At 70.4% G+C, this 24,685-nt stretch carries 25 protein-coding genes and 1 tRNA gene; 8 read left to right on the top strand and 18 right to left on the bottom strand.

Translation table 11 applies throughout. From position 1 onward, the window contains the following. Nucleotides 1–69 precede the first annotated feature (69 nt). Nucleotides 70–2,493, top strand: coding sequence for a (Fe-S)-binding protein (locus tag DRB89_RS02215; protein ID WP_239515983.1), 2,424 nt, complete (start codon nt 70–72; stop codon nt 2,491–2,493). A gap of 84 nt (nt 2,494–2,577) precedes the next feature. Here the strand turns inward: DRB89_RS02215 and DRB89_RS02210 are convergent, their stop codons facing one another. Next, the gene (locus DRB89_RS02210; RefSeq protein WP_162688446.1) at nt 2,578–3,678 is read right to left on the bottom strand and encodes a hypothetical protein; all 1,101 of its coding nucleotides are present in this window, start codon (nt 3,676–3,678) and stop codon (nt 2,578–2,580) included. 252 nt (nt 3,679–3,930) lie between these two features. On the opposite strand from DRB89_RS02210, the gene DRB89_RS02205 reads away from it, so the two are divergent. After that, a complete protein-coding gene (locus tag DRB89_RS02205) occupies nt 3,931–4,854 on the top strand; it encodes a Yip1 family protein (protein WP_112446216.1) in 924 nt (307 codons plus the stop codon). Nucleotides 4,855–4,922: 68 nt separating this feature from the next. Here the strand turns inward: DRB89_RS02205 and DRB89_RS02200 are convergent, their stop codons facing one another. After that, a complete protein-coding gene (locus tag DRB89_RS02200) occupies nt 4,923–5,435 on the bottom strand; it encodes a phosphoribosyltransferase (RefSeq protein ID WP_112446215.1) in 513 nt (170 codons plus the stop codon). Further along, nucleotides 5,432–6,019 (bottom strand): dCTP deaminase, encoded by a 588-nt coding sequence (gene dcd / locus DRB89_RS02195; RefSeq protein WP_112446214.1) that lies wholly within the window; start codon nt 6,017–6,019, stop codon nt 5,432–5,434. Before dcd ends, DRB89_RS02200 begins: the two co-directional genes overlap by 4 nt. Nucleotides 6,020–6,486: 467 nt before the next feature. Between dcd and DRB89_RS02185 the strand changes: the two genes are divergently transcribed. Continuing rightward, a tRNA-Gly gene (locus DRB89_RS02185) sits at nt 6,487–6,557 on the top strand. A 245-nt stretch (nt 6,558–6,802) separates the two neighbouring features. Here DRB89_RS02185 and DRB89_RS02180 read toward each other — a convergent pair. The 10 genes from DRB89_RS02180 to DRB89_RS02135 all read right to left on the bottom strand — a co-directional run bounded on the left by DRB89_RS02180 (nt 6,803) and on the right by DRB89_RS02135 (nt 14,866). Next, a complete protein-coding gene (locus DRB89_RS02180; protein WP_037793166.1) occupies nt 6,803–7,528 on the bottom strand; it encodes a hypothetical protein in 726 nt (241 codons plus the stop codon). 110 nt (nt 7,529–7,638) lie between these two features. After that, the gene (locus DRB89_RS02175; RefSeq protein ID WP_112446212.1) at nt 7,639–8,076 is read right to left on the bottom strand and encodes a hypothetical protein; all 438 of its coding nucleotides are present in this window, start codon (nt 8,074–8,076) and stop codon (nt 7,639–7,641) included. Between the two features lie 142 nt (nt 8,077–8,218). Continuing rightward, nucleotides 8,219–8,848: a DUF305 domain-containing protein gene (locus DRB89_RS02170; RefSeq protein ID WP_112446211.1), complete on the bottom strand. Its 630-nt coding sequence runs from the start codon at nt 8,846–8,848 to the stop codon at nt 8,219–8,221. An 87-nt stretch (nt 8,849–8,935) separates the two neighbouring features. Next, a complete protein-coding gene (locus DRB89_RS02165; RefSeq protein ID WP_239515982.1) occupies nt 8,936–9,364 on the bottom strand; it encodes a DUF6153 family protein in 429 nt (142 codons plus the stop codon). A 49-nt stretch (nt 9,365–9,413) separates the two neighbouring features. Next, on the bottom strand, nt 9,414–11,807 hold the full coding sequence (locus DRB89_RS02160; RefSeq protein WP_239515981.1) for a heavy metal translocating P-type ATPase: 2,394 nt from the start codon (nt 11,805–11,807) through the stop codon (nt 9,414–9,416). A gap of 254 nt (nt 11,808–12,061) precedes the next feature. Then, nucleotides 12,062–12,301, bottom strand: coding sequence for a DUF2933 domain-containing protein (locus DRB89_RS02155; RefSeq protein ID WP_112446209.1), 240 nt, complete (start codon nt 12,299–12,301; stop codon nt 12,062–12,064). A 52-nt stretch (nt 12,302–12,353) separates the two neighbouring features. Continuing rightward, nucleotides 12,354–12,617 carry a hypothetical protein gene (locus DRB89_RS02150; protein WP_037793232.1) on the bottom strand — a complete coding sequence of 88 codons (264 nt, stop codon included), beginning with the start codon at nt 12,615–12,617 and terminating at the stop codon, nt 12,354–12,356. Between the two features lie 185 nt (nt 12,618–12,802). After that, nucleotides 12,803–13,954 (bottom strand): site-specific integrase, encoded by a 1,152-nt coding sequence (locus DRB89_RS02145; RefSeq protein WP_112446208.1) that lies wholly within the window; start codon nt 13,952–13,954, stop codon nt 12,803–12,805. Continuing rightward, nucleotides 13,954–14,172 carry an excisionase family DNA-binding protein gene (locus DRB89_RS02140; protein ID WP_037793234.1) on the bottom strand — a complete coding sequence of 73 codons (219 nt, stop codon included), beginning with the start codon at nt 14,170–14,172 and terminating at the stop codon, nt 13,954–13,956. Before DRB89_RS02140 ends, DRB89_RS02145 begins: the two co-directional genes overlap by 1 nt. Nucleotides 14,173–14,374: 202 nt before the next feature. Next, on the bottom strand, nt 14,375–14,866 hold the full coding sequence (locus DRB89_RS02135) for a helix-turn-helix transcriptional regulator (protein ID WP_112446207.1): 492 nt from the start codon (nt 14,864–14,866) through the stop codon (nt 14,375–14,377). A 308-nt stretch (nt 14,867–15,174) separates the two neighbouring features. Here DRB89_RS02135 and DRB89_RS02130 point away from each other — a divergent pair, with 308 nt between their 5' ends. The 5 genes from DRB89_RS02130 to DRB89_RS02110 all read left to right on the top strand — a co-directional run bounded on the left by DRB89_RS02130 (nt 15,175) and on the right by DRB89_RS02110 (nt 20,922). Then, nucleotides 15,175–16,683, top strand: a complete 1,509-nt coding sequence (locus DRB89_RS02130) for a DnaB-like helicase N-terminal domain-containing protein (protein ID WP_239516725.1) — start codon at nt 15,175–15,177, stop codon at nt 16,681–16,683. A gap of 340 nt (nt 16,684–17,023) precedes the next feature. Then, nucleotides 17,024–17,821, top strand: coding sequence for a DUF2637 domain-containing protein (locus DRB89_RS02125; protein ID WP_343234495.1), 798 nt, complete (start codon nt 17,024–17,026; stop codon nt 17,819–17,821). Nucleotides 17,822–17,886: 65 nt separating this feature from the next. Continuing rightward, entirely contained in the window at nt 17,887–18,486 is a 600-nt protein-coding gene (locus tag DRB89_RS02120; RefSeq protein ID WP_343234494.1) for a plasmid mobilization relaxosome protein MobC, read from the top strand. Beyond that, nucleotides 18,483–20,183 carry a relaxase/mobilization nuclease domain-containing protein gene (locus tag DRB89_RS02115; RefSeq protein ID WP_112446204.1) on the top strand — a complete coding sequence of 567 codons (1,701 nt, stop codon included), beginning with the start codon at nt 18,483–18,485 and terminating at the stop codon, nt 20,181–20,183. Before DRB89_RS02120 ends, DRB89_RS02115 begins: the two co-directional genes overlap by 4 nt. 358 nt (nt 20,184–20,541) lie before the next feature. Further along, nucleotides 20,542–20,922 carry a hypothetical protein gene (locus DRB89_RS02110; RefSeq protein WP_112446203.1) on the top strand — a complete coding sequence of 127 codons (381 nt, stop codon included), beginning with the start codon at nt 20,542–20,544 and terminating at the stop codon, nt 20,920–20,922. 68 nt (nt 20,923–20,990) lie between these two features. Here DRB89_RS02110 and DRB89_RS02105 read toward each other — a convergent pair whose 3' ends face one another. The 5 genes from DRB89_RS02105 to DRB89_RS45865 are packed head-to-tail and all read right to left on the bottom strand — an operon-like array spanning nt 20,991 to nt 24,493. Beyond that, nucleotides 20,991–21,428: an NUDIX domain-containing protein gene (locus DRB89_RS02105; RefSeq protein WP_112446202.1), complete on the bottom strand. Its 438-nt coding sequence runs from the start codon at nt 21,426–21,428 to the stop codon at nt 20,991–20,993. Nucleotides 21,429–21,456: 28 nt separating this feature from the next. Next, complete coding sequence (locus DRB89_RS02100) at nt 21,457–22,287, bottom strand: hypothetical protein (RefSeq protein WP_112446201.1); 831 nt, start codon at nt 22,285–22,287, stop codon at nt 21,457–21,459. After that, complete coding sequence (locus DRB89_RS02095; RefSeq protein ID WP_112446200.1) at nt 22,268–23,161, bottom strand: aldo/keto reductase; 894 nt, start codon at nt 23,159–23,161, stop codon at nt 22,268–22,270. The genes DRB89_RS02100 and DRB89_RS02095 overlap by 20 nt, the downstream gene beginning before the upstream one ends. After that, nucleotides 23,158–24,342: a cupin domain-containing protein gene (locus DRB89_RS02090; RefSeq protein WP_112446199.1), complete on the bottom strand. Its 1,185-nt coding sequence runs from the start codon at nt 24,340–24,342 to the stop codon at nt 23,158–23,160. Before DRB89_RS02090 ends, DRB89_RS02095 begins: the two co-directional genes overlap by 4 nt. Before the next feature lie 19 nt (nt 24,343–24,361). Further along, nucleotides 24,362–24,493 (bottom strand): hypothetical protein, encoded by a 132-nt coding sequence (locus DRB89_RS45865; protein ID WP_258054030.1) that lies wholly within the window; start codon nt 24,491–24,493, stop codon nt 24,362–24,364. Nucleotides 24,494–24,685 lie beyond the last annotated feature (192 nt).

Below are 24,685 nucleotides of genomic sequence, written 5' to 3'. Positions count from 1 at the left end.
GGACTGGGTAACCTCAAGCCTTGACTGGATAAGTTACCGCTTAGTAAGTGCCGCCCGAGGAGCCCTTCCATGCAACTCGCCGCGATCATCGTGTCGCTGGTCCTGACCGTGGTCGGTGTCGCGCTGCTCGCCCGAGCCGTGGCGCAGATCTACCGCTTCGTGAAGCTCGGACAACCCGTACCGGCCGGCAGCCGTACGGACGATCCGAAGGCACGAACGCTCACCCTGGTCCGGGAGTTCCTCGGCCACAGCCGGATGAACCGCTGGGGCCTCGTCGGCTTCGCGCACTGGTTCGTCGCGATCGGCTTCCTGACCCTGCCGCCCACCCTGGTCCAGGCGTTCGGACAGCTCTTCCAGGCGGACTGGCTGCTGCCGATCGTCGGCGACTTCCTGCCCTTCGAGCTCTACACCGAGTTCATCGGCCTGATGACGGTCGTGGGCATCCTCGTGCTGATGGCGATCCGACTGCTGTCGCTGCCCTCCCGGGCCGGCCGCAAGTCGCGCTTCGCCGGCTCGAAGTCCTGGCAGGCGTACTTCGTCGAGTACGTCATCCTCACCATCGGCCTCGCCATCCTGTGCCTGCGCGGCCTCGAGGGCGCGATCCACCACGTCGAGGGCTACGAGCCCGCCTACTTCGCCTCGTACCCGCTGGTGCTGGCCTTCAAGGGCCTCACCTTCAGCGGACTGCAGCACGCGATCTACATCACCGCGATGATCAAGATCGGCGTCTCCATGATCTGGATGATCGTGGTCTCGCTGAACACCAACATGGGCGTGGCCTGGCACCGCTTCCTCGGCTTCCCGAACATCTGGTTCAAGCGCAACGCGGACGGCGCCGTGGCGCTCGGCGCGCTGCAGCCGATGACCAGCGGCGGCAAGGTCATCGACTTCGAAGACCCGGGCGAGGACGACGTCTTCGGCGTCTCGCAGGTCGAGCAGTTCTCGTGGAAGGGCATCCTCGACTTCTCCACGTGCACCGAGTGCGGTCGCTGCCAGTCGCAGTGCCCGGCCTGGAACACGGGCAAGCCGCTGTCCCCGAAGCTCCTGATCATGTCGCTGCGCGACCACGCGCACGCCAAGGCCCCGTACCTGCTGGCCGGCGGCGGCAAGGACATGGAGGGCAACGAGAAGGCCACGGCGGAGCAGCTGAAGGACGTCCCCGCGGCCGCCCTCGCCGAGGCCGAGCGCCCGCTGATCGGCACGGCCGAGGAGAACGGCGTCATCGACCCGGACGTGCTGTGGTCCTGCACCACGTGCGGCGCGTGCGTCGAGCAGTGCCCGGTCGACATCGAGCACATCGACCACATCGTCGACATGCGGCGCTACCAGGTGATGATCGAGAGCGCGTTCCCGTCGGAGGCGGGCACGATGCTCAAGAACCTGGAGAAGAAGGGCAACCCCTGGGGCCTCGCGAAGAAGCAGCGCGTCGAGTGGACCAAGGAGGTGGACTTCGAGGTCCCGATCATCGGCAAGGACGCGGAGGACCTCTCCGAGTTCGACTACCTCTACTGGGTCGGCTGCGCCGGCGCGCTGGAGGACCGGGCGAAGAAGACCACGAAGGCCTTCGCGGAGCTGCTGAACATCGCGGGCGTCAAGTTCGCGATCATGGGCGGCGACGAGAAGTGCACGGGTGACTCCCCGCGCCGCCTGGGCAACGAGCCGCTGTTCCAGCAGCTCGCGCAGGAGAACGTCGCGATGCTGAACATGGCGTTCGGCGAGGATGACGAGGACCCGGAGACGAAGAAGCCGAAGTCGGCGAAGCGCATCGTCTCCACCTGCCCGCACTGCTTCAACACCATCGCGAACGAGTACCCGCAGCTGGGCGGCGAGTACGAGGTCATCCACCACACGCAGCTGCTCCAGCACCTGATCGACGAGGGCCGCCTCACCCCGGTCACCCCGGTCGACGGGCTCATCACGTACCACGACCCCTGCTACCTGGGCCGGCACAACAAGGTCTACACGCCGCCGCGCGAGATCATGTCGGCCGTGCCGGGCCTGCGGCAGCAGGAGATGCACCGCCACAAGGAGCGGGGCTTCTGCTGCGGCGCCGGTGGCGCGCGGATGTGGATGGAGGAGCGGATCGGCAAGCGCATCAACAACGAGCGCGTCGACGAGGCCCTGTCCCTGAACCCGGACATCGTGTCGACGGCGTGCCCGTTCTGCCTGGTGATGCTGACCGACTCGGTGAACGGCAAGAAGAACGACGGCCAGGCGAAGGAGCACGTCCAGGTCGTGGACGTGGCGCAGCTGCTGCTGGAATCGGTGAAGATCCCGGAGCCGGTGGAAGAGCCGGAGCCGGTGGCGGAACCGGTGGCTGCGGAGGCGGTTGCTGCGGAGCCGGTGGCCGAGGCGCCTGCGGCTGCGGCTGCGGCTACGGCTGCGGAGCCCGTGGCAGAGGCGGAGCCGGAGCCTGCGGCGAAGCCCGAGGCGGCTGCGAAGCCCGTCGCGGAGGCCCCGGCCGAGCCGGGGACCGAAGCCGGGGCGAAGTAGCCCGCGCGGCGACGTACAGCGGAACGGCCCGCCCCCTGTGGGGGCGGGCCGTTCCGCTGTACGGGGTCCGGGGTCCGGGGCGGATCAGGACCGGTCGCTCCGGCTGCGGCGCAGCATCGCGAAGCCCAGGCCCGCGGCACCGAGCGCGGCCATGCCGCCGCCGGCGGCGAGGAGCAGCGAGTCGTCACCGGCGGCGGCCACCGGCATGACACCCTCCGCACCGGCCTTCACGCCGCCCTTGGGCACGACCCGGTCGCCGGCCTTCGCCGTGTCGGCCGCCGCGTCCGTCACCACGGGCTGGACGACGGGCTTGACCACGGGCTGAACCACGGGCTGGACCGCAGGCCGCTTGGCGGGCTGCTTCCCGTCCTTGGCGACCTCGTACCTCTCGATCAGCTTGCCGGTGGCGAAGTCGTACACCCAGCTGTTCCCGCCGTTGTTGCCGTCGATGACGACGAACTTCACGCGCTTCCCGTCCTGGACGAGCTTGTACGTCCAGCCGTCGTTCACCGCGTTCGGGTGCTTCAGATCGATCGTCCCGAGGAGGTTCCCGTTCGGCATCGAGATCTCGACGCGCTTGCCGTTCGGACTGTCGATCAGCCTCGCGTTCCGCCCGTCGGGCATGGCGACCTGTACCGAGTTCTCCACCTTCTCCACCGGCTTCGGCTTCGGCTTCGGCTTCGGCTTCGGCTTGGGCGTCGCACCCTCGACCCACGAGGTGACGGTGCCGTTCGGCTGGAGGACCACGTGCAGGCCGTTGTTCTGGCCGTACGCCGCCGCGCCGCCCTTGCTGACCAGGGTGTCGAGCTTGACGTCGCCGGAGAAGACGTCGGCCTCGAAGTGGCCGTCGCCGAACTTGTACACCTTGGCGACCGACCCGTCGGCCAGCTTCACGGTCGTGACGTACGCCCGGACCGACGGCGTCACGGTCGGCGTGGTGGGCGGGACGCTCGGGTCCACCTGCGGGTCCACCTGCGGATCGACCTGCGGGTCCACCCGCGGCTGGTCGGCGCCGGCGCCGGGCACGGCCTGGGGCTCCGGGGCGGCCGGAGAGTCCGCGAAGGCGGATCCGACCGGAAGGGCCAGGACGACGGCCGCACCGGCGACGACGGCGGCGGTACGGAGGGTGGTGCGGCGGCGGGGGCTGCGCATTTCGGGGCTCTTCTCATGCTCGTACGTGCTCATACGCACCCATACGCACTCATACGCACTCGTGCGTGCTTCGCGGGCTGCGGCGACACCAACGAAGCTACGGGCCCGGTATGTCCGTATTCCATCGAGCGTGTAACGGGGATCAACAGACTGCCGCGCAGCCGCGTAACCCACCCTGAGAAGCCTCTCCAGGACCCCCTAGGGGATGTCACAGGTCAGCCGCAAAGGGGGCCACTTCCGGCACCTCGGCCACCGGGCCGCTCCGGAGCGGGTACTTTCGATCACGTGGCTGGATTCAGGATCGGACGCGGCCGGGACAACAACCGCACCCCGCAACAACCCCCGCGGCAGCAGCCGTACGGTCAGCAGCAGGCGCCCCACCAGGCGCCCCAGCAGCCCGCACCGTACGGCCAGCAGCCCTACGCCCCCCAGCAGTGGCCGCAGCAGGCCGCCCCCGGGGGCCACGGCGAGCCCGAGTACTTCGACCCGCACGCGGGTCCCGGCCCGGGACCCGGCTACGGCCAGGACCCCGGGTACGGGCACGGCGGCGGAAACCCGGGCGACGCCCCGGGGCACACCCGCGCCTTCGTCTTCGGCGAGGACCCGTACCCGTACAACCAGGGCGGGACCTACCAGGCCGGCGCGGCCCAGGCCGCCGCCCCCACCGGTCCGCGGCTGCCGTGGAAGGAACTGCTGCGCGGCATCGTGACGCGGCCGGGGCCGACCTTCCTCCAGATGCGTGACTACGCCGTCTGGGGGCCGGCGCTGATCGTGACCTTCCTCTACGGGCTGCTCGCGGTCTTCGGCCTCGACGACACCCGCAAGGACGTCCTCAACGCGACCCTGCCGAACGCCATCCCGATCGTGCTGTCGGCGGGCGTGGCCTTCGTGATCTGCGGCCTGATCCTCGGCACCGTCACCCACACGCTGGCCCGCCAGCTGGGCGGCGACGGGGCGTGGCAGCCGACGGTGGGCCTGTCGATGCTGGTCATGAGCCTCACCGACGTGCCTCGCCTGCTGTTCGCGATGTTCCTGAGCGGCGACAACATGCTCGTCCAGGTGCTGGGCTGGGCCACCTGGGTGGCGGCCGGCGCGCTCTTCACCTCGCTCGTCGCCAAATCGCACGACCTGCCGTGGCCGAAGGCGCTGGGCGCGTCCGCGATCCAGCTGGTGGCCCTGCTGTCGATCATCAAGCTGGGCACGATCTGACGTGACCGTGACGAAGGGGCCCGCCACGCTTTCCGGCGCGGCGGGCCCCTTCGCACGAACATCAACCCTCAGGCGTCGAGAACCTGACCCTCACGCTTCACGACGGGCGGTTCGACCGACCAGGGGAAGTTGATCCACTCGTCGGTCTTCTTCCACACGTACTCGCACTTCACGAGCGAGTGGGACTTCTCGTAGATGACGGCCGACCGGACCTCGGCGACGTGCCCGAGGCAGAAGTCGTGGACCAGCTTCAGCGTCTTGCCGGTGTCGGCGACGTCGTCGGCGATCAGCACCTTCTTGTCGGTGAAGTCGATCGCCTCGGGCACGGGCGCGAGCATGACCGGCATCTCCAGGGTGGTGCCGACGCCGGTGTAGAACTCCACGTTCACCAGGTGGATGTTCTTGCAGTCCAGCGCGTACGCCAGCCCGCCGGCGACGAACACCCCGCCCCGGGCGATGCTCAGGATGATGTCGGGCTCGTAGCCGTCGTCGGCGATGGTCTGCGCCAGCTCGCGCACGGCCCGCCCGAATCCCTCGTAGTCAAGGTTCTCGCGCACTGCGCCACTCACTCCGTCACTCATGCCTCGTGCCTCACCTGGGTCCGGTGGAAGTTCTGGAAGGACCGCGAGGCCGTCGGGCCGCGCTGGCCCTGGTACCGCGATCCGTACCGCTCGCTCCCGTACGGGAACTCCGCGGGCGAGCTGAGCCGGAACAGGCACAGCTGCCCGATCTTCATACCCGGCCAGAGCTTGATCGGCAGCGTGGCGAGGTTCGACAGCTCGAGGGTCACGTGGCCGGAGAACCCGGGGTCGATGAAGCCGGCGGTCGAATGCGTCACCAGACCGAGGCGGCCCAGGCTGGACTTCCCCTCCAGTCTGGAGGCGATGTCGTCGGGCAGCGAGATGACCTCGTAGGTCGAGGCGAGTACGAACTCACCCGGGTGGAGGATGAACGCCTCGTCCCCGTCCGGCTCGACCATCCGGGTCAGATCCGCCTGCTCGGTGGCGGGGTCGATGTGGGCGTAGCGGTGGTTCTCGAAGACCCGGAAGAACCGGTCGAGACGTACATCGATGCTGGAGGGCTGCACCATCGACTCGTCGAAGGGGTCGATGCGAACCCGTCCGCAGTCGATCTCGGCCCGGATGTCTTTATCAGAGAGAAGCACGTCCCGAGGATACGCAGAGCGCGCGGGCCGCCCCAATCGAGGCGGACCCCCGCGCGCCGGTGTCTACCGCTTCGCCGCCGCTCCCACGGGCACGGCGTGCCGCAGGCGCGCGCAGCGCGGACACCGCAGCAGCCGACCCGGCCCGATCCGGCCGGCACCGAGGTGCTGCAGCGGGAACGAAGCGGTGCTGAATACGTGCCCTTCGGCACAACGGACGACGGTGTGCTCCATCGAGTCCCTTTCCCCAACCAGCCGTACTGCGACGAATCGCCACATTAGGGGATGAACGAGACCCACTCCAGCCGCCACTCCAGCGGTCGCCGCGCACGCATACGGTACGCCCCAACTCCCGCCCCCACGACCCTCCGTGCACCCCACACGCGAAGGCGACCCCGCGGTGAATTCACCGGGGGCCGATCATGGGGTAGGGTGAGGAACGATACGGCTCCGGACAACTGGACCGATATGCGGATGTAGTTTAATGGTAGAACATGAGCTTCCCAAGCTTATAGCGCGGGTTCGATTCCCGTCATCCGCTCTTACAAGAAGGCCCAGGTCAGCGACCTGGGCCTTCTTCGTTGTCTAGACCTCTCAGCCCTTGCCGTGCCCTCCGCGTGCCCCAACTCGCGGGAATCGCCTGCTCGGAGGGGTCGCGGCGCACCACATCGGCCACCTCAAGCCCAGGTCGTCTCGAATCGCGAGACGCCTTTCGTGTGACCTGCACCACACTCGGGCGGCTTTGTGTGAATTCGCTTCCACAAAGCCGCCGTTGGCGGCAAGTCCCTAGTGGGCATGCCCGTCGTTGTGGGTCGGTGCAGGCGAAGAGGGCTTCGGCGTGGGAGAGGCGCCCTGGGCAGGGGTAGTCGGTACGGGTGCGGTCGGTTCGGGGGCGGAGCCGTGGCTGTCTGCCGGTTCCCCTTCGGTTCCATGGCTGTGCCCGCCGCCCGGGGCGCCTTCCATCGAGGCGGCGACCTCGCGCAGGCCGAAGAGGGCGAGGGCCGCCACGGCGAGGACGGCGAGTCCCACAAGGCCGAAGATCCGGTGCCAGGGCGTGTCTGCGTCCTTGATGACGTAGGCGACGAAGGAGACGACCAGACCGGCGGGGACGAGGACGGCGCCGCGGGCAGGGAAGTCGTCGAAGTGCTGGAGGCCGCCGCTCAGCATGCCGATGCCGAACGAGAGCAGCAGCGAGGAGCCGATCACGGCCAGCATGCGCGGGAGCCCGGGACGCTCCCGGGTAAGGAGGAACTCGTTGAGGACCGTCGCCGCGAGGAAGACGAGGGCGCCGTAGACGGCGATTCGGGTGTAGCGGTCGGGGTCGAGCGGGTGGTGGACGACCGCGCCGCTGATGAGGCCGGCGCCGACGAAGTAGCCGACGTATCCGAGGTAGCGGGCGGCGAACGACCGCTTGCGGGAGGAGTGCTGCTTGCGCCGGGCGGCCCGCCCCACGGCGGGAGGGGCGGGCGCGGCGTCTGGGGTCCGGGCGCCGAGGAGCTGGGTGGAGGTCATGTGCGAGTTCCTTGGGTGCTGCGGGCGGGGCTCATCGCTGACGAACCCGCTGTGGGGCGGGCCGGGGTCGACAACGAGAGTCAGGGCAGATCAGGGCAAAGCGCCCAGATCTATACCTGTTGCACCACTGAGCCGAGGGAACTGTGCAAGGAAGGAAGGCTTGCCGGGAAGGTCCGGCACCAGGACTGCGGCGTCGTCCCGGCGTCGGCGGGAGCCAGCTCCGCGAGGGGGACCAGTGGCGGGCCGGGCAGGTCGCAGCCCTGCTGCAGGTGGATGGTGGCGCACGCCGCGGCGGGGTGGGAGTGCCCGCTGTCGTGGTCGCGCCCGTCGGACGTCTCGTCGTGGTCGGGCCGGGCACCTTCGGTCTCCGCGAGCGCCGGGTGGGGCACTGCGACGCCGCCACCGGTGACATGCGCGGAGGCGCTTTCGGCTCCGGCGGCGTGCGTGTAGAGGAAGGCGAACAGCAGGGCGGCCAGCCACAGCAGCCGCAGCGGGCCCGCCGGGCGGCGGGTCCGCCTCGTGCTGAAAGCAGCCCGGGCCGTGACCATGCCGGGACCCTATCCGGCTGTCATCTCCCACTGTCCGGCAGCCCCGTTGTTGATCACACGAATTGGGGATCTTGTCCGGTTCAGGGAACCGCGGTGCTCGGCCCTGATGGAGCAGGGCGGCGAGGTCGCCGCCCTGCCGCTGTCAGCCTGTCTTGAGCATGGTGCGCATCTGGGCGATCTCGGCGGTCTGGGAGGTGATGATGTCGTCGGCCAGGGCCTTGGCGGGGTTGTAGGCGCCCTGTTGCTTCTCCGTCTTGGCCATGTCGATGGCGCCTTCGTGGTGCTCGATCATCATGGTCAGGAACATGGTGTCGAAGGCGTTGCCCTTGGCGTTGCCGAGCTGGTTCATGTCCTGGTCGTTCATCATCCCGGGCATGCCGGAGTCGCCGTGGCCCATGCCGTCCATGCTGGTGCCGGTGGGGACCTTCTCGCCCCACTCCTTGAGCCAGCCGGACATGGTCTCGATCTCCGGGGCCTGGGCCTTCTTGATTTTCTCCGCGAGTGTCTTGACGTCGGCGGAGGCGCCGTGGGTGGCGACCATGTCGGACATCAGGATGGCCTGACGGTGGTGGGGGATCATCCCCTGCGCGAAGGTGACGTCCGCCTGGTTGTGCCGGTCGGCCTCCGTCGACGCCGGGGCGGTCGTGGTCGCGGGAGTGGTTCCGGCCGTGTTCGCGCTGTTGTCGCTGCCGCACGCGGCCAGGACCAGGCCGGCGGCGACCGCGGTGGCCGCCAGGGCCGCGCGGTGCGGCAGGGATCGGTTCGTGTTCATTTCGTTGGGCTCCAGTGATCGGATGCGGGAAGGAAGGGCTGGGCCGTCCGTGGCCTGCGCCTCGGGCGCGTGCCACAGGAGGAGCCCCTATATCCGCAGGATCTGGAGTTCGGCGAGCATGGGTGGCGCCCGCCCGCCAGCGGGCTCGTAGGCCGGCGCGAGCGGCAGCGCGGCCGAGGCGTCGGCGATGCCGCTCGGCATGCCGGTGAGGGGCGCGGTGTCCGGCGCGGCGATGCCGGGGGATCCGGGCAGGGCCGCGGATGCGCACATCTGGTCCGCGTGTCCGCCGTGGCGGGTCGGGCCCGGGTCATCGTCGGGGCACAGGTACTGCGGGCCGGCCTGCGCCGCCGCCACGTGGTGGGACATGTGCTCGGTGCCGCCCGTCGACGGCAGCGCGGCGGCAGTGCCCAGAGCGTGCATGCCGAGCAGCCCGAGGGTGAGTCCGAGAACGAGCAGCAGCCTGAGCCGCGGCATCGGCTGGGGCTGCGGCGGGGTGCGGGGCTCGCGGACGGTCACATTTCCCACCGTAGGCCGCACTCGTACCCGGCGCGCGACCTGGGCCAGGTCACCGGCCATTGCCATCACCTCCATCCGCCGGGGCCGTAGGGGCCGGGCGTGGCAGGTGGAGGCGTTTGAGGGCGAGGGCGTTGACGGCGACGATGATGCTGGATCCGGACATGGACAGTGCCGCGATCTCGGGGCGCAGGATCAGGCCGGTGGCGGGTTCGAAGACGCCTGCGGCGATGGGCAGGGCGATGGCGTTGTAGCCGATGGCCCAGCCGAGGTTCTGGCGCATCTTGCGCAGGGTGCCCCTGCCGATGCGCAGGGCGGTGGGGACGTCGAGGGGGTCGGAGCGCATCAGGACGAGGTCTGCGGTCTCGATGGCGACGTCGGTGCCGGCGCCGATGGCGATGCCGAGGTCGGCCTGGGCGAGGGCGGGTGCGTCGTTGACGCCGTCGCCGACCATGGCGACCTTGCGGCCGCCGTGCTGGAGCTCGGCGATGGTGGCGGCCTTGTCGCCGGGCAGGACCTCGGCGATGACGGTGTCGATGCCCAGGCGCTGCGCGATCCGTTCGGCGGTGGCCTGGTTGTCGCCGGTGAGCATGACGACCTCGATGCCGAGGGCGTGCAGTTCGCGTACGGCAGCCTGGGAGGTCTCCCGGGGTGCGTCGGCGATGCCGATGAGGGCGGCGGCCTGGCCGTCGACAGCGGCGATGACGACGGTGCGGCCGGTGGCCGCGAGGTCGTCCCGCCGGGCGGCCAGAGGACCGAGGTCCACGCCTTCGCGTTCGGCCAGCCGGCGGTTGCCCACGGCGACCCGGTGGCCGTCCACCACGGCGGTCGCCCCGTGGCCGGGAACGTTCTCGAAGTGCCGGGCCTGCGCCGGCCCGACGCCGCGCGACTCGGCGTGGCGTACGACCGCCTCGGCCAGCGGGTGCTCGGACTCCCGCTCGACCGCCGCGACCAGCCGCAGGATCTCGTCCTCGTCTCGGCCGGGTGCGGTGATCACCTCGGTGACCTCGGGTTCGCCCTTGGTGAGGGTGCCGGTCTTGTCCATCACCACGGTCTGGATCCCGGCGGACGTCTCCAGGGCCATCGCGTTCTTGAACAGAACTCCCCGCTTGGCCCCCAGGCCGGTGCCGACCATGATCGCGGTGGGAGTGGCCAGGCCCAGCGCGTCCGGACAGGTGATGACGACCACCGTGATCGCGAAGAGCATCGCGCTGCTGAAGGGGCGGTCGGTGGCCAGCAGCCAGACGGCGAGGGTGAGCGCACCGCCGATGAGGGCGACGAAGACCAGCCAGAATGCGGCTCGGTCGGCGAGCCGCTGGCCCGGCGCCTTCGAATTCTGGGCCTCCTGGACCAGCTTGACGATCTGGGCCAGTGCCGTGTCCGCGCCCACCCTGGTCGCCCGTACCCGCAGGGTGCCGTTGGCGTTGAGGGTCGCACCGACCACGGCGGAGCCCGGCGCCTTGTGCACCGGCAGGCTCTCCCCCGTCACCGTCGACTCGTCGACCTCGCTCTCGCCCTCCTCCACGACCCCGTCCGCGGCGATCTTCGTTCCGGGGCGTACGAGCAGCAGGTCACCGACGGCCACCTCGGCGGTGGCGACCTCGACAGGTTCGCCGTCCCGCAGGACGACGGCCTTGGGCGGGGCGAGGTCCAGCAGGGCGCGGATCGCGTCGTTGGCGCCTCCGCGGGCGCGCATCTCGAACCAGTGGCCGAGCAGGACGAAGGACGCCAGCACGGTGGCGGCCTCGTAGAAGACGTCCCCGCCGCCGGTGAGCGTGACGATGAGGGAGTACAGCCAGCCCGCGCCGACGGCGACCGCCACCAGCACCATCATGTCCAGCGTCCGGGCGCGCAGCGCCCGTACGGCGCCGACGAAGAAGATCGAGCACGAGTAGAAGATCACCGGCAGGCTCAGCAGGAGCGCCCACACGTCCTGGCGGAGCCCGAACGGCACGGGCACGTGCCAGCCGAAGACCTCCTCGCCGATCGGGGACCAGATCACGATCGGAATGGAGAAGATCACCGCGACGAGGAAGCGGTTGCGCATGTCGGCGGCCATCGCCGCCATCGACATCCCCGCATGGCCGCCATGACCGTGATGGCCGTCATCCTCCACCGTCGCCTCGTGGGGCGAGTGCATGACCTCTGGCTCGTGCCCCACGTGCGCGGGCCGCACGGCTTCGGGCGCTCGCGCGGGGCCGGGCGGGTCAGGCTCGTCCATCGGGTCGCAGATGTGCGACGGCACCGACTGGCCGGCGCAGTGGTAGCCGCACTCGGTCACCCAGCCGCGCAGCTCGGCCAGTGAGGTCCGCGTCGGGTCGAAGACGACGGTGGCCGACTGCGCCACGGGGTTGACCTCGACGTCCAGGACCCCCGGCCGGCGGCCCAGAACAGCGGCGACGGTGTTCTGCTGACTGGCACGCACCATGCCCCGCACGTCCAGCACCGCCGTGCTCCGATCCTTTCGCGGATCGCTTGGTCCAAGTCCTGGCGGGTGCCTCATGCGCGTTCAGCTCCTGGGCGCGTACGTGCTCATCCATGTAAACGGTTCGCCTGCCAGCAGCCTGCGGCGGTCGCAGCCGCGCCGCAACGGCTGATACGGCACGCGGGCGCATGACGGCGCGGAAGGGGAGCAGGGCGACGTTCCCGTGACAGCGGTGTCAGTCGGGACGTGCCCGCCTCCCGCCCCCTGCCAGGCGGTCACTTCCGTCGGGGCCTGGGATGGTCGTCGTGCCTGCGGTCCATGTCCTCCATTTCCTGCATGTCGTGGCCGTCCCTGTTGTCGCGCATGCCTCGCATCATGAAGAACATCATCAGCGGGCACATGGCAATGATCGCGATCCAGGCCAGGGCCGCCAGCGGGATTCCCAGTGCGAGGGCTCCGACCAGAACGATCGCCGCGGCGATGGCGTATAGGCCGTAATTGCGGTTGGTGTTCACGGCGTCTCGCTTTCCTCGGGGGAGGGCGGGAGCGTGCTGTGCCCGCGCGTCCTCATGGTTGAGGGTCGGGACCGGCCCGGCGCAGGGCGCCGAGGCGGCGACGGTAGTCGTCCTCGTCGATCTCGCCACGAGCGAGCCGGGCGGCAAGGACCTGCTCGGGACTCGGCGTCGCAGGCACGTGGGTGTGCTCGTGGGGGCGGGCGATAGCCCGGAAGAGCAGCACCGCAACGGTGATGATCAGCGCCCAGAACAGGATCATGCCGACCGACATCGCGAACCAGCCCCAGCCGCTGACGTCGTGGTTGTACCAGAACATCACGACCGATCACCTCCCGACGGCCACGAAAGCCTTCACTCACATCGTCCAGCGCCGCCCCGCTCCTGGCATGGGCCGAATGGTCCCTGACGACGGGCCACGCAGTCCCTTGAATGGGTTCCGATGCCGAGTGGCCTCGCCGACGCACGGGGCGGAGGCAATTCCCTTGCCTCCGCCCCTGCCGGTCATGCTTCCCGCGCGAGCTGCGGCTTCGGCGGCGCCTTCTGGCGGGCGGCGCGGACCCGTGCGTCGATGCCTCCGGCGACCTCCTGCTGACGTTCGTCGTCGGAGTGCTGGTAGATCATCGCGGCCTTCTCCGAGGACTGGCCGGCGCGGACCATCGTGTCCTTGAGGGTCGCGCCGGACTGCGTGGAGAGGGTGTGGCCGGTGTGGCGCAGGTCGTAGAAGCGGAAGTCCTTCGGCAGTCCGACCTTCGCGCGGGCCTTGGCCCACTTGCGGCCGAAGGACGTGCGCCGGAACGGTGCTCCCTTCTCCCCCACGAACAGCAGGCCGTCGGGCTCCTTCTCCGCGAACCAGTCCAGGTGCCGCTTGACCTCCATGTAGAGGAAGGCCGGCAGGTGGATGGTGCGGACGCCCGCCGCCGACTTGGTGTCGCCCTCGACGCGGCGGCCGGTGTTCAGCTCCGGGGCCGCCTCCGTGATCCGTACGGCGAGGGGGTCCAGGGTGACCGAGGTCCGGCGCAGGGCCGCCTGCTCCTCTGGGCGCATCGGGCCGTAGGCGCAGAAGTAGACCATCAGCCGCCAGCGCGGGCCCATGGCCTCGGCGAGGGCGTCGACCTGGGCGACGGTCGCGGTCGAGCGCTCCTTGGCCTGTTCGCTGCCCGCGCCCCTGATGCGGCACGGGTTGCGGCGGATCAGCTCGTCGTCGGTCGCCGTCTCCATGATGGCCCTCAGTAGCCGGTAGCACTTGGCCACCGTCGTGGCGCCGGTGACGGTCAGGCGCTCGGCCCGCCAAGTTCGCACGGTCGGCGGGGTGATCTCGTCCAGGTCGAGGTCACCGAAGCCGGGGAGGACGTGCAGGCGCAGGAGCCGGCGGTAGAGCTCGTCCGTGGTGGCGGCGAGGCCCCGCTCGTCCACCCACTTGAGCGCGTACTCCTCGAAGTTGACCTTGCCCACGTCGGGGTCGGTCCAGTGGTTGCGCTGGATGTCCGCCTTGGTGAGGGTCAGCCAGTCCTGCGCGTCCGTCTTCGTCGCGAAGGTCTCCGGAGCCGTGCGCCGACTACCGTCGGGCGCCCAGTACCGGGCCTGCCAACGGCCGGACGGGAGCTGGCGGGTGGTGCCGAATTCGCGCCGCCGCTGCGGCTTGCGGGCCGCCATCAGGCCGCCTTCCCGAAGCGGGAACGGGCGTCGCGGAGGGTGGGGACGGTGCTCGCGTCGATGTACGCGGACAGGACGCTGTCGGCGATGCGGACGTGCTTGCCGAACTTGGCGTAGCCGATGCGGCGTTCCTGGATGAGGCGCCGGATGAAGCGCACACCGGTGCCGAGGCGTTCGGCGGCCTGCTCCACGGTGAGGAAGGTGTCGGGGGTGGTCACCTCCTTCGCGGTGCGCGGGCGCTGGGTGGAGGTGTGGGGTATCGCCTGGTGGCGCAAGCAGTGCTCCGGTTTCTGGCCGGGCTGGGCGGGGGCGGCAACCCCCTGAGCCGGCCGGTGTGTCGTTCAGGGATGGGATGGGCGGTACTACGGCTGCGACCTGGGGGTTTGCGGGCCCAGGGCAGCGGAGTGGAGAGGGGTGCGGCTACGCGCCGGGAGGTGGCCCGTACCGCTCCGTGTTGATCTTCACCAGCTCGGCGGCGATGGCGTTGGAGACCATCGCGTCGGCCTCGGCGCTGATCTCCGGATGGTCGGCCAGGTATGCGGAGAGCTCGTCCCGAGCCTTAGTGGCTTCGGAGCTGGCGCGCGCGGAGGCCCGATAGGTGGCCACCACGTTGTCGATGAGCTCCATGGCGCGGCCCATGGCCGCCAGGCTCGGCGGCCCGACGAAGTTGCTGAGCGGGACGCCGAAGATCTCGGCGAAGCCGATGGCCTCGTCGAGGTTGATCCGGCGCTTGCGGTTCTCGATGCGCCAGACCGCGGACGGATTCATGTCGAAACCCGACTCGTTGAGCAGGTCGGACAGCGCGGTGGTGCTCCAACCGCGCTTCTCTCGCTCCAGCTTGATCCGCACGGCGGCGTTCTCCTCGCCGCTGAGCAGCACCCCCTCGGGGGCGTCGCTCTCGTCGTCCGGCATCACCCCTCCTTCCTGTTGCTGCGGCGGCCACAGTTTCGCGGCATGCCAAAACCATACATCACCTTCTGCGGTTCGCATAGATCTCTGCGAACCGCATAATCTGTGGTACGATTCGATCATCCCCAGAAGACCGCAGCGATCCCCTGGAGCCCGCCATCCCGTAGCCAGACATGCAAAAAGCCCCCCGGTGGTCCAACACCGAGGGGCCCAAAGCGCAAACCTCACGCCGCCCATCCCTGAACGACTGACCTGCGAGGCCGGGATTGCCGTCCCATGTGGCCCGCACGTAGAGGAGCTTCTTGTCCAGTATGGACGACCCCGCGCCGAACCCGCCACACCTCGCCGCGACCGACATGACCGCCGTGCCGCCGTACGACTCGGACGCGGAGGCCGCGGTCTTGGGCGCCTGCATGTTCAGCGCCGACATCATCGACGCGGTCCGCAACCTCCTTGAGGGGCCGGACTTCTACCGCCCCGCGCACGAGACTGTGTGGCGGGCGATCCTGGCCCTGCGCAGCGAGGACAAGCCGACCGACCCGATCGTGCTCGCCGACCGGCTGCGGGAGCAGGACGACCTGAATCGCATCGGAGGCGCGTCCTACCTCCACCAACTCGCGCAGGCCACACCTTCGGTCGGCGGCGCGATCCACTACGCCGGGATCGTGCGGAGGAAGGCGGACCTGCGGCGCCTGCGCGCCTCCGGCATGCGCACCGTGCAGCGGACTATGGAGCCGGGCGCCGACCCCGACTCGATCCGCAGCGAGGTCGCGGCCGAGGTCCGCGCCGAGGGCGAGCGCGCCCTGGCGTCCGGACAGGGACGGCTATCCCGGTTCATAACCGACGGGTGGAGCTTCGTCACCGAATCCGGTGCCGACACCGACCCGCTGTGGGGCACCCGCGAGCAGACCGCCTGGTCCTCCGGGGAGAGCCTGATGATCGTCGGCGCTCCCGGCGTCGGCAAGACGACCCTCGCGCACCAGGTGATCTTCGCCCGCCTGGGCCTGGCCGACAGCGTCCTGGACATGCCGGTCGCACCGGGCAAGCGGGTGCTGTACCTGGCGCTGGACCGGTACAAGCAGATCGCCCGCGCCCTGGCCCGCCGCATCAAGCCCGAGCACGAGACGCGGTTGCGCGACGGGCTGGCCGTCTGGCAGGGCCCGCTGCCCGCGACGCTCGACAAGGAGCCCGACCTCCTTGCCGACCTCGCCAATGCCCACGGGGCCGACACGATCGTGATCGACAGCCTGAAGGACGCGGTGAGCACCCTGGTCGACGACGCCCTCGGCGTCGCGTACAACAACGCCCGCCAACGGGCCATGCGCGAAGGGGTCGAGGTCCTGGAACTGCACCACCAGCGCAAGGCCGGCGAGGGCACACCGCGCGCCCAGAAGCCCACCCTGGACCGGGTGTACGGCTCCACGCACATCGTCTCCGGCGCGGGCAGCGTCCTGTACGTGGGCGGAGAGGCCGGCGACCTCGCCGTCACGCTCCACCACCTCAAGACCCCCACCGGGGAGATAGGCCCGCTCCAGGTCATCCACGACCACGAGCGCGGCACCACCAGGGTCGACCCCGCGCTGGATCCCGTCGAGATCCTCCGGGGGCGCCCCGACGGACTGACCGTCCGCGAACTCGCCCTCATCCAGAGCGGCGAGAACAACCCCGACCGCGCCGCCACCGAGAAGGCCCGTCGCACCCTGGACCGCCTCGTCAAGACCGGACTCGCGGTCAAGGCCGAAGGCGCCGCAGGCGGCAGCGGAGGCGGCCAGCAGGCCCGCTACCGCGCCTCCGTCAGGCACATCGGCGCCGTCTCCTAGCTCCGCGGTCGGGGCCTGCGAACCGTGCACGGGGGCGTACACGCGCCCCCGGGGCACGCCCCCGCCCACACGGTTTCGCCGACGTACACGATTCACACAAACCCGCAGGTCAGACGATCACGCACGCGTACGCCGTACACGTGCCAGAGCGTTCACGCGCGAGCCCCCCTTTAGAAGGGGGCTCGCGTGTACGCCCCCTCCGTGAACGCCGTGATCGCCTCCGCAGAAACCCACACGGAGCACCCTTCTGAGCACCAACAACGCCCCCGTCTCCCACCCCCGCTCCAGCACCCAGGCTGCCGGGAAGTACGTCCTCGTCGTAGCGGGAGCATTCATCCTCGTGCTGACCGCTGCCGCGTTCTGGCTCTCGTACGCGCACCTGGCCGAGGTCGCCGGACGCCACGGCCTGGCGGTCTCCCCCATACGCCAGTGGGCCTGGCCGGCGACCCTGGACACCTTCATCGTCATCGGCGAGCTGCTCATGCTCCATGCCGGCCTTCGCCGGGAGCCGGACGGCTGGGCGATCGCGCTGACCGCTGCCGGGTCGGTGGGCTCCATCGCGCTCAACGTGGCCGGGGTCAGCGGCAGCGGGGACACCCCGGTCCCCGTCCTCGACTACGTGGTCGCCGCCGTCCCGCCGACTGCTGCGCTGCTCGCCTTCGGCGTCCTGATGCGTCAGGTGCACCGCCTCGTCGCAATGCCGGATCCGGGTGCCAGCAGCCCGCCCGAGGTCTCCCTCCCCGACGCCACAAACTCTGTGGTCAACCGCGACAACCCCTTGGTGGACTCCGGAACCGCCCCCCTACCCGAGTCCCCCTCGTCCGCTCCCAGCGGCCTCCGCCACGGTGAGAGCACTCCCACGGAACAAGCGGCCGTCAGCACAGTGGCGCAAGGCGTCGAGCAAGTGGCGGAATCCCGGACCCCGCCGAAAAAGCGCGCCGGTCGCAAAGCCACCGTCCCGCTCGACGAGCTCCTCGTCATCGCGCGCAACGCCCCGACCGGACGCAATGGCCGCGCCTCCAGCCGCCACATCGAGAAAGCCGTACGCGCACACGGACTGCCCATCGGCCGGGACCGCCGGGACGAACTCACCCTTCAGGTACAGGCCGAGCTCGACGAGGCAACCAGCACCACCTGAGGCATACCCGACTGGCCCCGAACCAGCCGGTCCGACCACCTCCACGACAGGAGCAGCACCCGCACATGCACGACTACGAGAAGCCCCCACTCATCGGCCAGCAGCCGACCCCCACCCCAGCAAACAGCGCAGCAAGTTGGAGGTTCGGACACTCCCCCGTCGGGGGCGCGTCCGAACCGGAGCCCGCCCCGGGGGTGGCGGGCTCCGTCCCGCGCCAGGGGGCACGGGACGGAAAGGCGGCGGCCGAGGGCGGACCGCAGCCTGCCAAGCGCCGGGGCAAGCCCCGGCCCCGAGCCAGCGAGCAGCGCCTCGCACGAAGCGTCCGCCTCAGCGAGCCAGAGCTCGCGCTCGCCTCCGCCGGCGCAGCGGCCGTCGGCATGACCCTGGCCGGCTTCCTCGCGCACAGCACACTCGCCGCTGCCCGCGACCTGAGCCGCACCGCTGCCGTCATCGCCACCGAGCAGGACGTCCTCACCACCCTGTTCGCACTGCGCCGCCAGCTCGGCATCGCGAACAACAACCTCAACCAGACGGCCAAAGCCCTGCACCTGGGCATCGCCCCCGAAGGACTCGACGACACCATCGCCGCCGTCCGCCGCGCCGTCGAGGACATCCGCCAGCTGACGACCCGCATGATCAACCCCGAAGGAACCCAGACCGCTTGATCCCCTCCATCCACAAGCAGGGCGGCGACACCGCCGGTCTGCTCGCCTACCTCTTTGGCGCCGGCCGGACCGAGGAGCACGTCGACCCTCACCTGGTCGCCTCCTTCGACGGCCTCGCCCCTGACCCCGGCCGCGACCTCGGCGCCACCGAGGAGGATCTCCAGCAGCTCCTCGACGAACCCCTCCACCTGCTCCCTGCGGGCACCCGACCGGACAAGCACGTCTGGCACGCCTCCGTCAGAAGCGCCCCCGGCGACCGCACGCTCACCGACGCCGAGTGGGCGGACATCGCCCGCCGCGTCATCGCCGCCACCGGCATCGACCCTGGCGACGGTGCGGGCTGCCGTTGGGCGGCCATCCGCCACGCCGACGACCACGTCCACCTCATCGCCACCCTCGTACGCGAAGACGGCCGCAAGCCTGACCACCACCGCTCCGGCAAGCGCGCCCAGGCGGAATGCCGTCGCATCGAGGCCGACTACGACCTCTACCGTGTGGCGCCCGGGGACGGGACCGCAGCCAAGCGCCCCACCAGCGCCGAACGCCACAAAGCCCAGCGACAGGGCCGGGACCGTACCGCCCGCGAGGAACTGCGCGAGACCGTCCGCCGCGCTGCAGCGGGTACCGGGTCGGAGGCGGAGTTCTTCGACCGCGTCGCCTCCGCCGGCCTCCTCGTCAAGCGCCGGATAGCCCCCTCCGGCGACACCCTCGGCTACACCGTCGCCCTGCCCGAGGACCGCAACAAGGACGGTGCGCCCGTCCACTACTCGGGGTCCAAGCTCGCGCCCGACCTCTCCCTGCCCCGCCTCCGCGAACGCTGGACGGGCGCACAGGCCCGGCCTACGCCCGCCCAGGCAAGCCGTCCCGCATCCGCTCGTCGCCGCGCCACGGGAGCTGTCTGGCAGGCGGTGCTCCTCATCGATCACGGTGACGACGGAACCGTGGCCGCCCAGCTCGCCGCCGCCGGCGAAGTCCTCGACGCCCTCGCCAAGACCTCCGCCGCCCACACCCGCACCCAGCTGCGGCATGCGGCCACGGCCTTCGAGCGGGCGGCCCGCTCCCACGTGCGCGCCGAACGCGGCCAGGACGAGGCCCTGCGCCAAGCTGCCCGCGATCTCGTGCACAGCGGTCCGGCCCTGGGGCGGGGCCAGGACGGTGCCACGGGCGCGATGCTGATCGACATGGCGTTCTTCCTCGCCGTAGCGGCCTCCGCCTGGCACGCCAAGAAGAACCACGCCCAGCAGGCCGTCGCCGCCCTCCAGGCAGCCGACCACCTCCGGGCCGCCTACGAAGCCGCCGCGGCCCAGCCCATGACCCTCCTCCAGCAGCGGGGCCGCCACATGTCCCGGCCCCTGCAAGACCGGCAAGCAGCGGCCCTGCGCCACGCCATCCCCGACCTGGCGGAACAGATCCTGGCCGAACCCGGCTGGCCCGGCCTGGCGGCCACCCTCGCCTACGCCCAGGCCGCTGGCCACAGCCCCGCCGACCTGCTCGCCGAAGCAGCCCAGCAGAGGGAGTTGGGCAGCGCCACCTCTATCAGCGAAGTCCTCGTCTGGCGGCTTCGGCACCTTGCGCAGCTACCCGCCGACCCCGTCACCGCGCCCTCCGGCATCGCGCGCACCGGCAGCGTCCAGGCCCCGCCGTCCACCACACGGACGACCGTCAAGGCCGCCGGCGACAACGCTCGCCGTCGCTGAGCCGACCCATCGCGGCGCCGCTTATATCCGACGATCCAGGATTATCGAATTCCCGGATCCTGCGGAGCATTGAAGGCACCACCAGCAATCGCCCCGCAAGGAATCCTCGTATGCCCAAACCAAATTCCGACCCGGAATCATCGTGCCCGAAGCGCGGCACGAGCATCCAGGCTCACCCCGCTGCTCCCACCTGGCCTCTCGGCACAGGGCGGCCGACCGCCCAGGCTGCACACCGCTTCCGTCACCGCTGACCGGAGCGCGCGGCGCAACATAGCCGACGATCCCCGGTCAGCCAAACCGGGGAATCTCCAGACACTTGAAACAACGCCCTTCCCGCACACTTTCGAGGAGCACTCGCATGCCTGAAACCGAAATCCGACCCGCCGTCGTCGCCCTCCTCTGCGACTCGGACTTCAAATACCGGCGCGACACCAAAACCTGGTCCCACATAGACGGCCGCCCCTTCACCAAGGAGGAGCAGACCACCGCCTTGCACGCCACGCGCGACGAGTTCGAAGAGTTCGCCGCGCAGCACACTCGCTACATGGAGTACCTGCGGACGACGGAGGAAGCCCCGGAAGCCCTCCAGCGGTTCCTCGCCCCGTTCATGGATCAACTCACGAAGAAGACCCTCGGCAATGCCGTCGAGCTCACGGGTGAGGCCGAAAGGGCCCAGCTGGACCAGCTGCTTGGCCGAATGACCGAGCCCCCTCGCCGCTTCACCGCGTACACCTTCTGACCAACACCACCCACCGGGGCCAACGCGATTCCGCGTTGGCCCCGGTGGCATGTCCGCATGGCGTACGGCTAGGCCACGACCCCAGCTCCGAGCGTGCCGGCGCCGATGGCGCCCCGTAGGACGCGGGCGATCTCCTCGGGCTTGAGGTCGATGCCGTCGAGCCCCTCCACGGTCAGCGGGATCTCCTCCAGCGCGTACTCGCCACGGCCCTCGGCGGTGAACTCGGGGCCGGTCCGGTCCTCGAAGGACCATGTCGCGATGCGGGCGAGGTAGAAGAGCTGACGCTCGGTGTCGGACTCCGTCGTGTGCAGGAGGCGGACGATGTCGGCCTTCCCCGCGATCTCTTCGTGGATCTCCCGGTGGAGGGCGGCCTCCCGGGACTCGTCGCTCTCCTCGACCCCGCCGCCGGGGAGCACCCAGTACATGGGGATTCCGGGCTTGGTGCGGCGGATGACCAGCATCGTGTCGGCCGCGGTGACGAGGACGGCTCGGACTCGTTCGATCATGTTGGTCTGTCTCCTTGGTTGTTGACGCTCAGCGAGGAAGGATGCCCGTCACTTCCTCCGCGCGCTGGCGCAACAGTGGAGCCAGCTCCCTGTACCAGCCGCGGCCGACGGCCTGGAGCATTTCGGCGAGGGCGACCTGTTCGCCGATCCGGCCGGCGGGTGTGTCCAGGACGTCGGCGAACTCGGTGCGGATGCGTGCGGCGACGGCGGGGACGCGGAGGCTGTTGACGTAGAGCATGGCCGGGTCGTAGCCGACAGGAACGGCGCCCCAGCGTTCCCAGTCGAGGATGACTAGGGGGTGGTGGGTGAGGTTGGCCCACTGGAGATCGGCGTGCCCGGTGACGCGTTCGGTGATGGTCGGCGCGGGGATGCCGAGGAACTCGGGGAACACGCGGTCCGCCCAGGACTGACGGATGGTCTCGCGGGGCGGCTCGGCAGCGCTGAGGGCGTCCAGGCTCTCCCGCAGCGTCGCCCACCAGGAGCCCGGGAGACCTGGGTCCTCCGTGAGGTCGGGGGTTTCCGGGGAGATGACGGGCTGGGCGATGTAGTCGATCAGCTCGGCCTCGAAGACGTACTCCCCACCCTCCCATCGGTACAGGTCGTGAAGGTGGGGGCGGGACACCTTGTCCGAAACCCGTTCCTCGGCGAGCGCGATGCCCTCGTTCCGGGTGGTGGGGGTCTTGGCAGCTTCGCCGCAGTGGACGCGGAGCCAGTGGCCGTTCTCGGTGCGGGAGCCGACGGTCCGGCCGAGCCATCCCCAGGACAGCGGGCCCGTCGGAGCGGTGGCCAGATGTGAGGATGCGGTGGCGAGGGCGTCCTCCATGCGGGCCCTGGTGATCTCATCCTTGGGCGAGTACATCGATGACCCTCCTGAGCTGGTCCGGTTCGAGCGGCGAGGCGATGGCCTCCTTGGCGGCCTTCCAGTGCTGCGGCGTACTGGCGGACAGCAGTACCACGTCCAGGCTCGGGCAGGACGCCGCAGTCAGGAGGCAGGCGGCGGCCGTGCTGGTGCCGGGTCGGATGAACTCGGCGAGTTCGGGTGTGGCCAAGTCGAGGAGTTCGCCGCCATGCAGGGGTGAGGAGCCGAATGTGAGCAGGCCGGCGGCGCGAGCCTGGACGAGCGGGCCCCGCCCGCCGAGGGCGAGCGCGATCGGGCGGACCATGACGAGGCTGACCGGCTGCTGGATCGCGCCGAGGTGGTGTTCACCCGATCCGGCGGCCTCTTTGGCCAGGCCGAGGAGTTCGGGGACGGTGAATGCCTCGTGCTGGAAGCCGGACCAGGTGGCCACTCCGTATCCGGCGATGCGGCCTTCGGCGGCGTACTCCTCCAGCTCGCAGAACACGTCGCGCAGCCGGGCGTGCAGCACCCCACGGTCCTGGTGGGCGTGCTCGGGGTTGTGGACGAACACGATGTCGGCGCGGCCCAGGGTCGCGAGGGAGCGATCGGTCTGCCAGCGGGCGAAGCCGGGGTGGAGGCTGTGGCCGACTGCGGCTTCCCCGGGTGGGAGGACTCCGGCCGCCACTGCGGCCTCGCCTTCCTGCTGGGTGAAGAAGCCAGTCTTCGTCGCGATCATGGCGCGGGGGTGGTCGGCGATGACCGGGCCGAGTGCCTGGTGGGCCGTGGCGTAGTTGGGTGCGGTGTCCAGCCACACCAGCCCGTCGGAACACGCCGCGCGCGCCGGCTCCTCGACAGCGCGCACCCGGTACGTCCCGAGGCCGAGGGCGGCGGTCACCTGGGTGCCCCGATCACGGCGGCGGCCTGTCCGCCGACCAGAGCCGAGACGATCTCAGCGCTCTGGGCGACGGTGAGGCCGGATGCGGCGGCGAGGTCCCCGAGCGTGACCGGCGGCCCGCCGGCCAGGCGGTGCAGCAGCGGTGCGGCGCGCAGTGCGAAGGTCCACTCGCGCCCGGCGCCGGAGAAGGTCACCGCCTCGGCGTCCTGGTCCACCCGGGCGCGGGGCACGGTGACCTGGACGGTGATCCCGGGCTCGGGCGGAACGGTCGCCAGGTGCGGCAGGGAAAGGCGCGGGTGCCCCGGGTGTGTGGTGTCCAGCGACCTCTCCCACCGGTCCAGAACCGCCGGGTCCTCCAGAGCGGACAGCACCTCCTTGCGTACGGCGCCCAGGTAGTCCGCCCGCTTTTCGGGCGTGCCGAAGCGGGGGACGTCGGAGCGGACGGTTGCGCTGGTCCGGAGGTCGTCGCACAGCCATCCCAGGAACTCCGCACCGGTCTGCGTGGCCAGCCCGAAGGTGAGGTGGAGCGATGCGGTGCCCTGGTCGGCGCTCACCGCGTGCCACCAGCCGCGCGGGAGGTAGAGGAGATCGCCGGGCGTCAGGACGATGTCCGCGATCGGCTCGCCCGTCGGGGCCTCGGGAGCTTCGACGTCGCGCCAGGCGGGGGCCTGCCGGGTGGGTCCGTAGATCTTCCACCGCTTGGAGCCTTCGAGTTGGAGGACCACGACGTCGTGGTCGTCCCAGTGGGTACCGAAGCCCTCTTCGGACGTCCAGGAGGCGTACGCGTTGGCCTGGACGGGGGTCCGGAAGAACCGTTCGAGGCCGGCGGCGGCTGCCCGGACGGGCGGGTGGATCTGGTCGATCGCGTCGATGACGAGGGACGCCCCCTCGGCGAGGCGCGCGTGGAACTCCGTCGGCTGAGGCTGGTACCAGGACACCCCGCGCCGGTTCGTGCGCAGGACGGAGTACGCCGTCGCGGGGACGGCCTCCCCCGCGCGGGAGAGTCGCATGCGGGGCGGCTCCAGCCGGTGCGCGGCGACGATCTCGTTGATGTCGTCCCAGGTCAACAGGGTGGGAACGGCGGCGCCGGCTGAACGGATCACTGCGTGGGCGCGGAAACACGTCTGGGCGAGGAACGTGTCCCCGCCCAGACGCTGCGCCCACGATGCGGAATCAATCACCGTGGGTCTCCTCGGTCGATCAGGTGTCGTTCATGTCCGACTTGCCACCGGTGTTGTCCGAAGCCTCTTCGGCGCGCGACCGCGCCGCGTTGATCCGGCGGACACCGATCAGCAGACCACTGGCCTGCTCGGTGGGAGCGTTCTCGTTCATCCCGTACTCCTTCCTGATCCTTGATGTGGCCCGCAGGGGTTCCTGCGGGAAATCTGGGGGCGGGGATGGTGCTGCGCGTGCACCCGCGGTGTCAGGGCGCGGTGTCGCCGGCGAGGGCGAGAGTGACCACCAGGACGCAGGTGGCCGCGATGTAGATCAGGACTGCGAGCTGCTGGCGCCATCCCCGCAGGG

It is taken from the genome of Streptomyces sp. ICC4 (assembly GCF_003287915.1).
GTDB classification, from domain to species: Bacteria; Actinomycetota; Actinomycetes; order Streptomycetales; family Streptomycetaceae; genus Streptomyces; species Streptomyces tritrimontium.
This window is presented reverse-complemented; position numbering and strand designations above follow the sequence as displayed.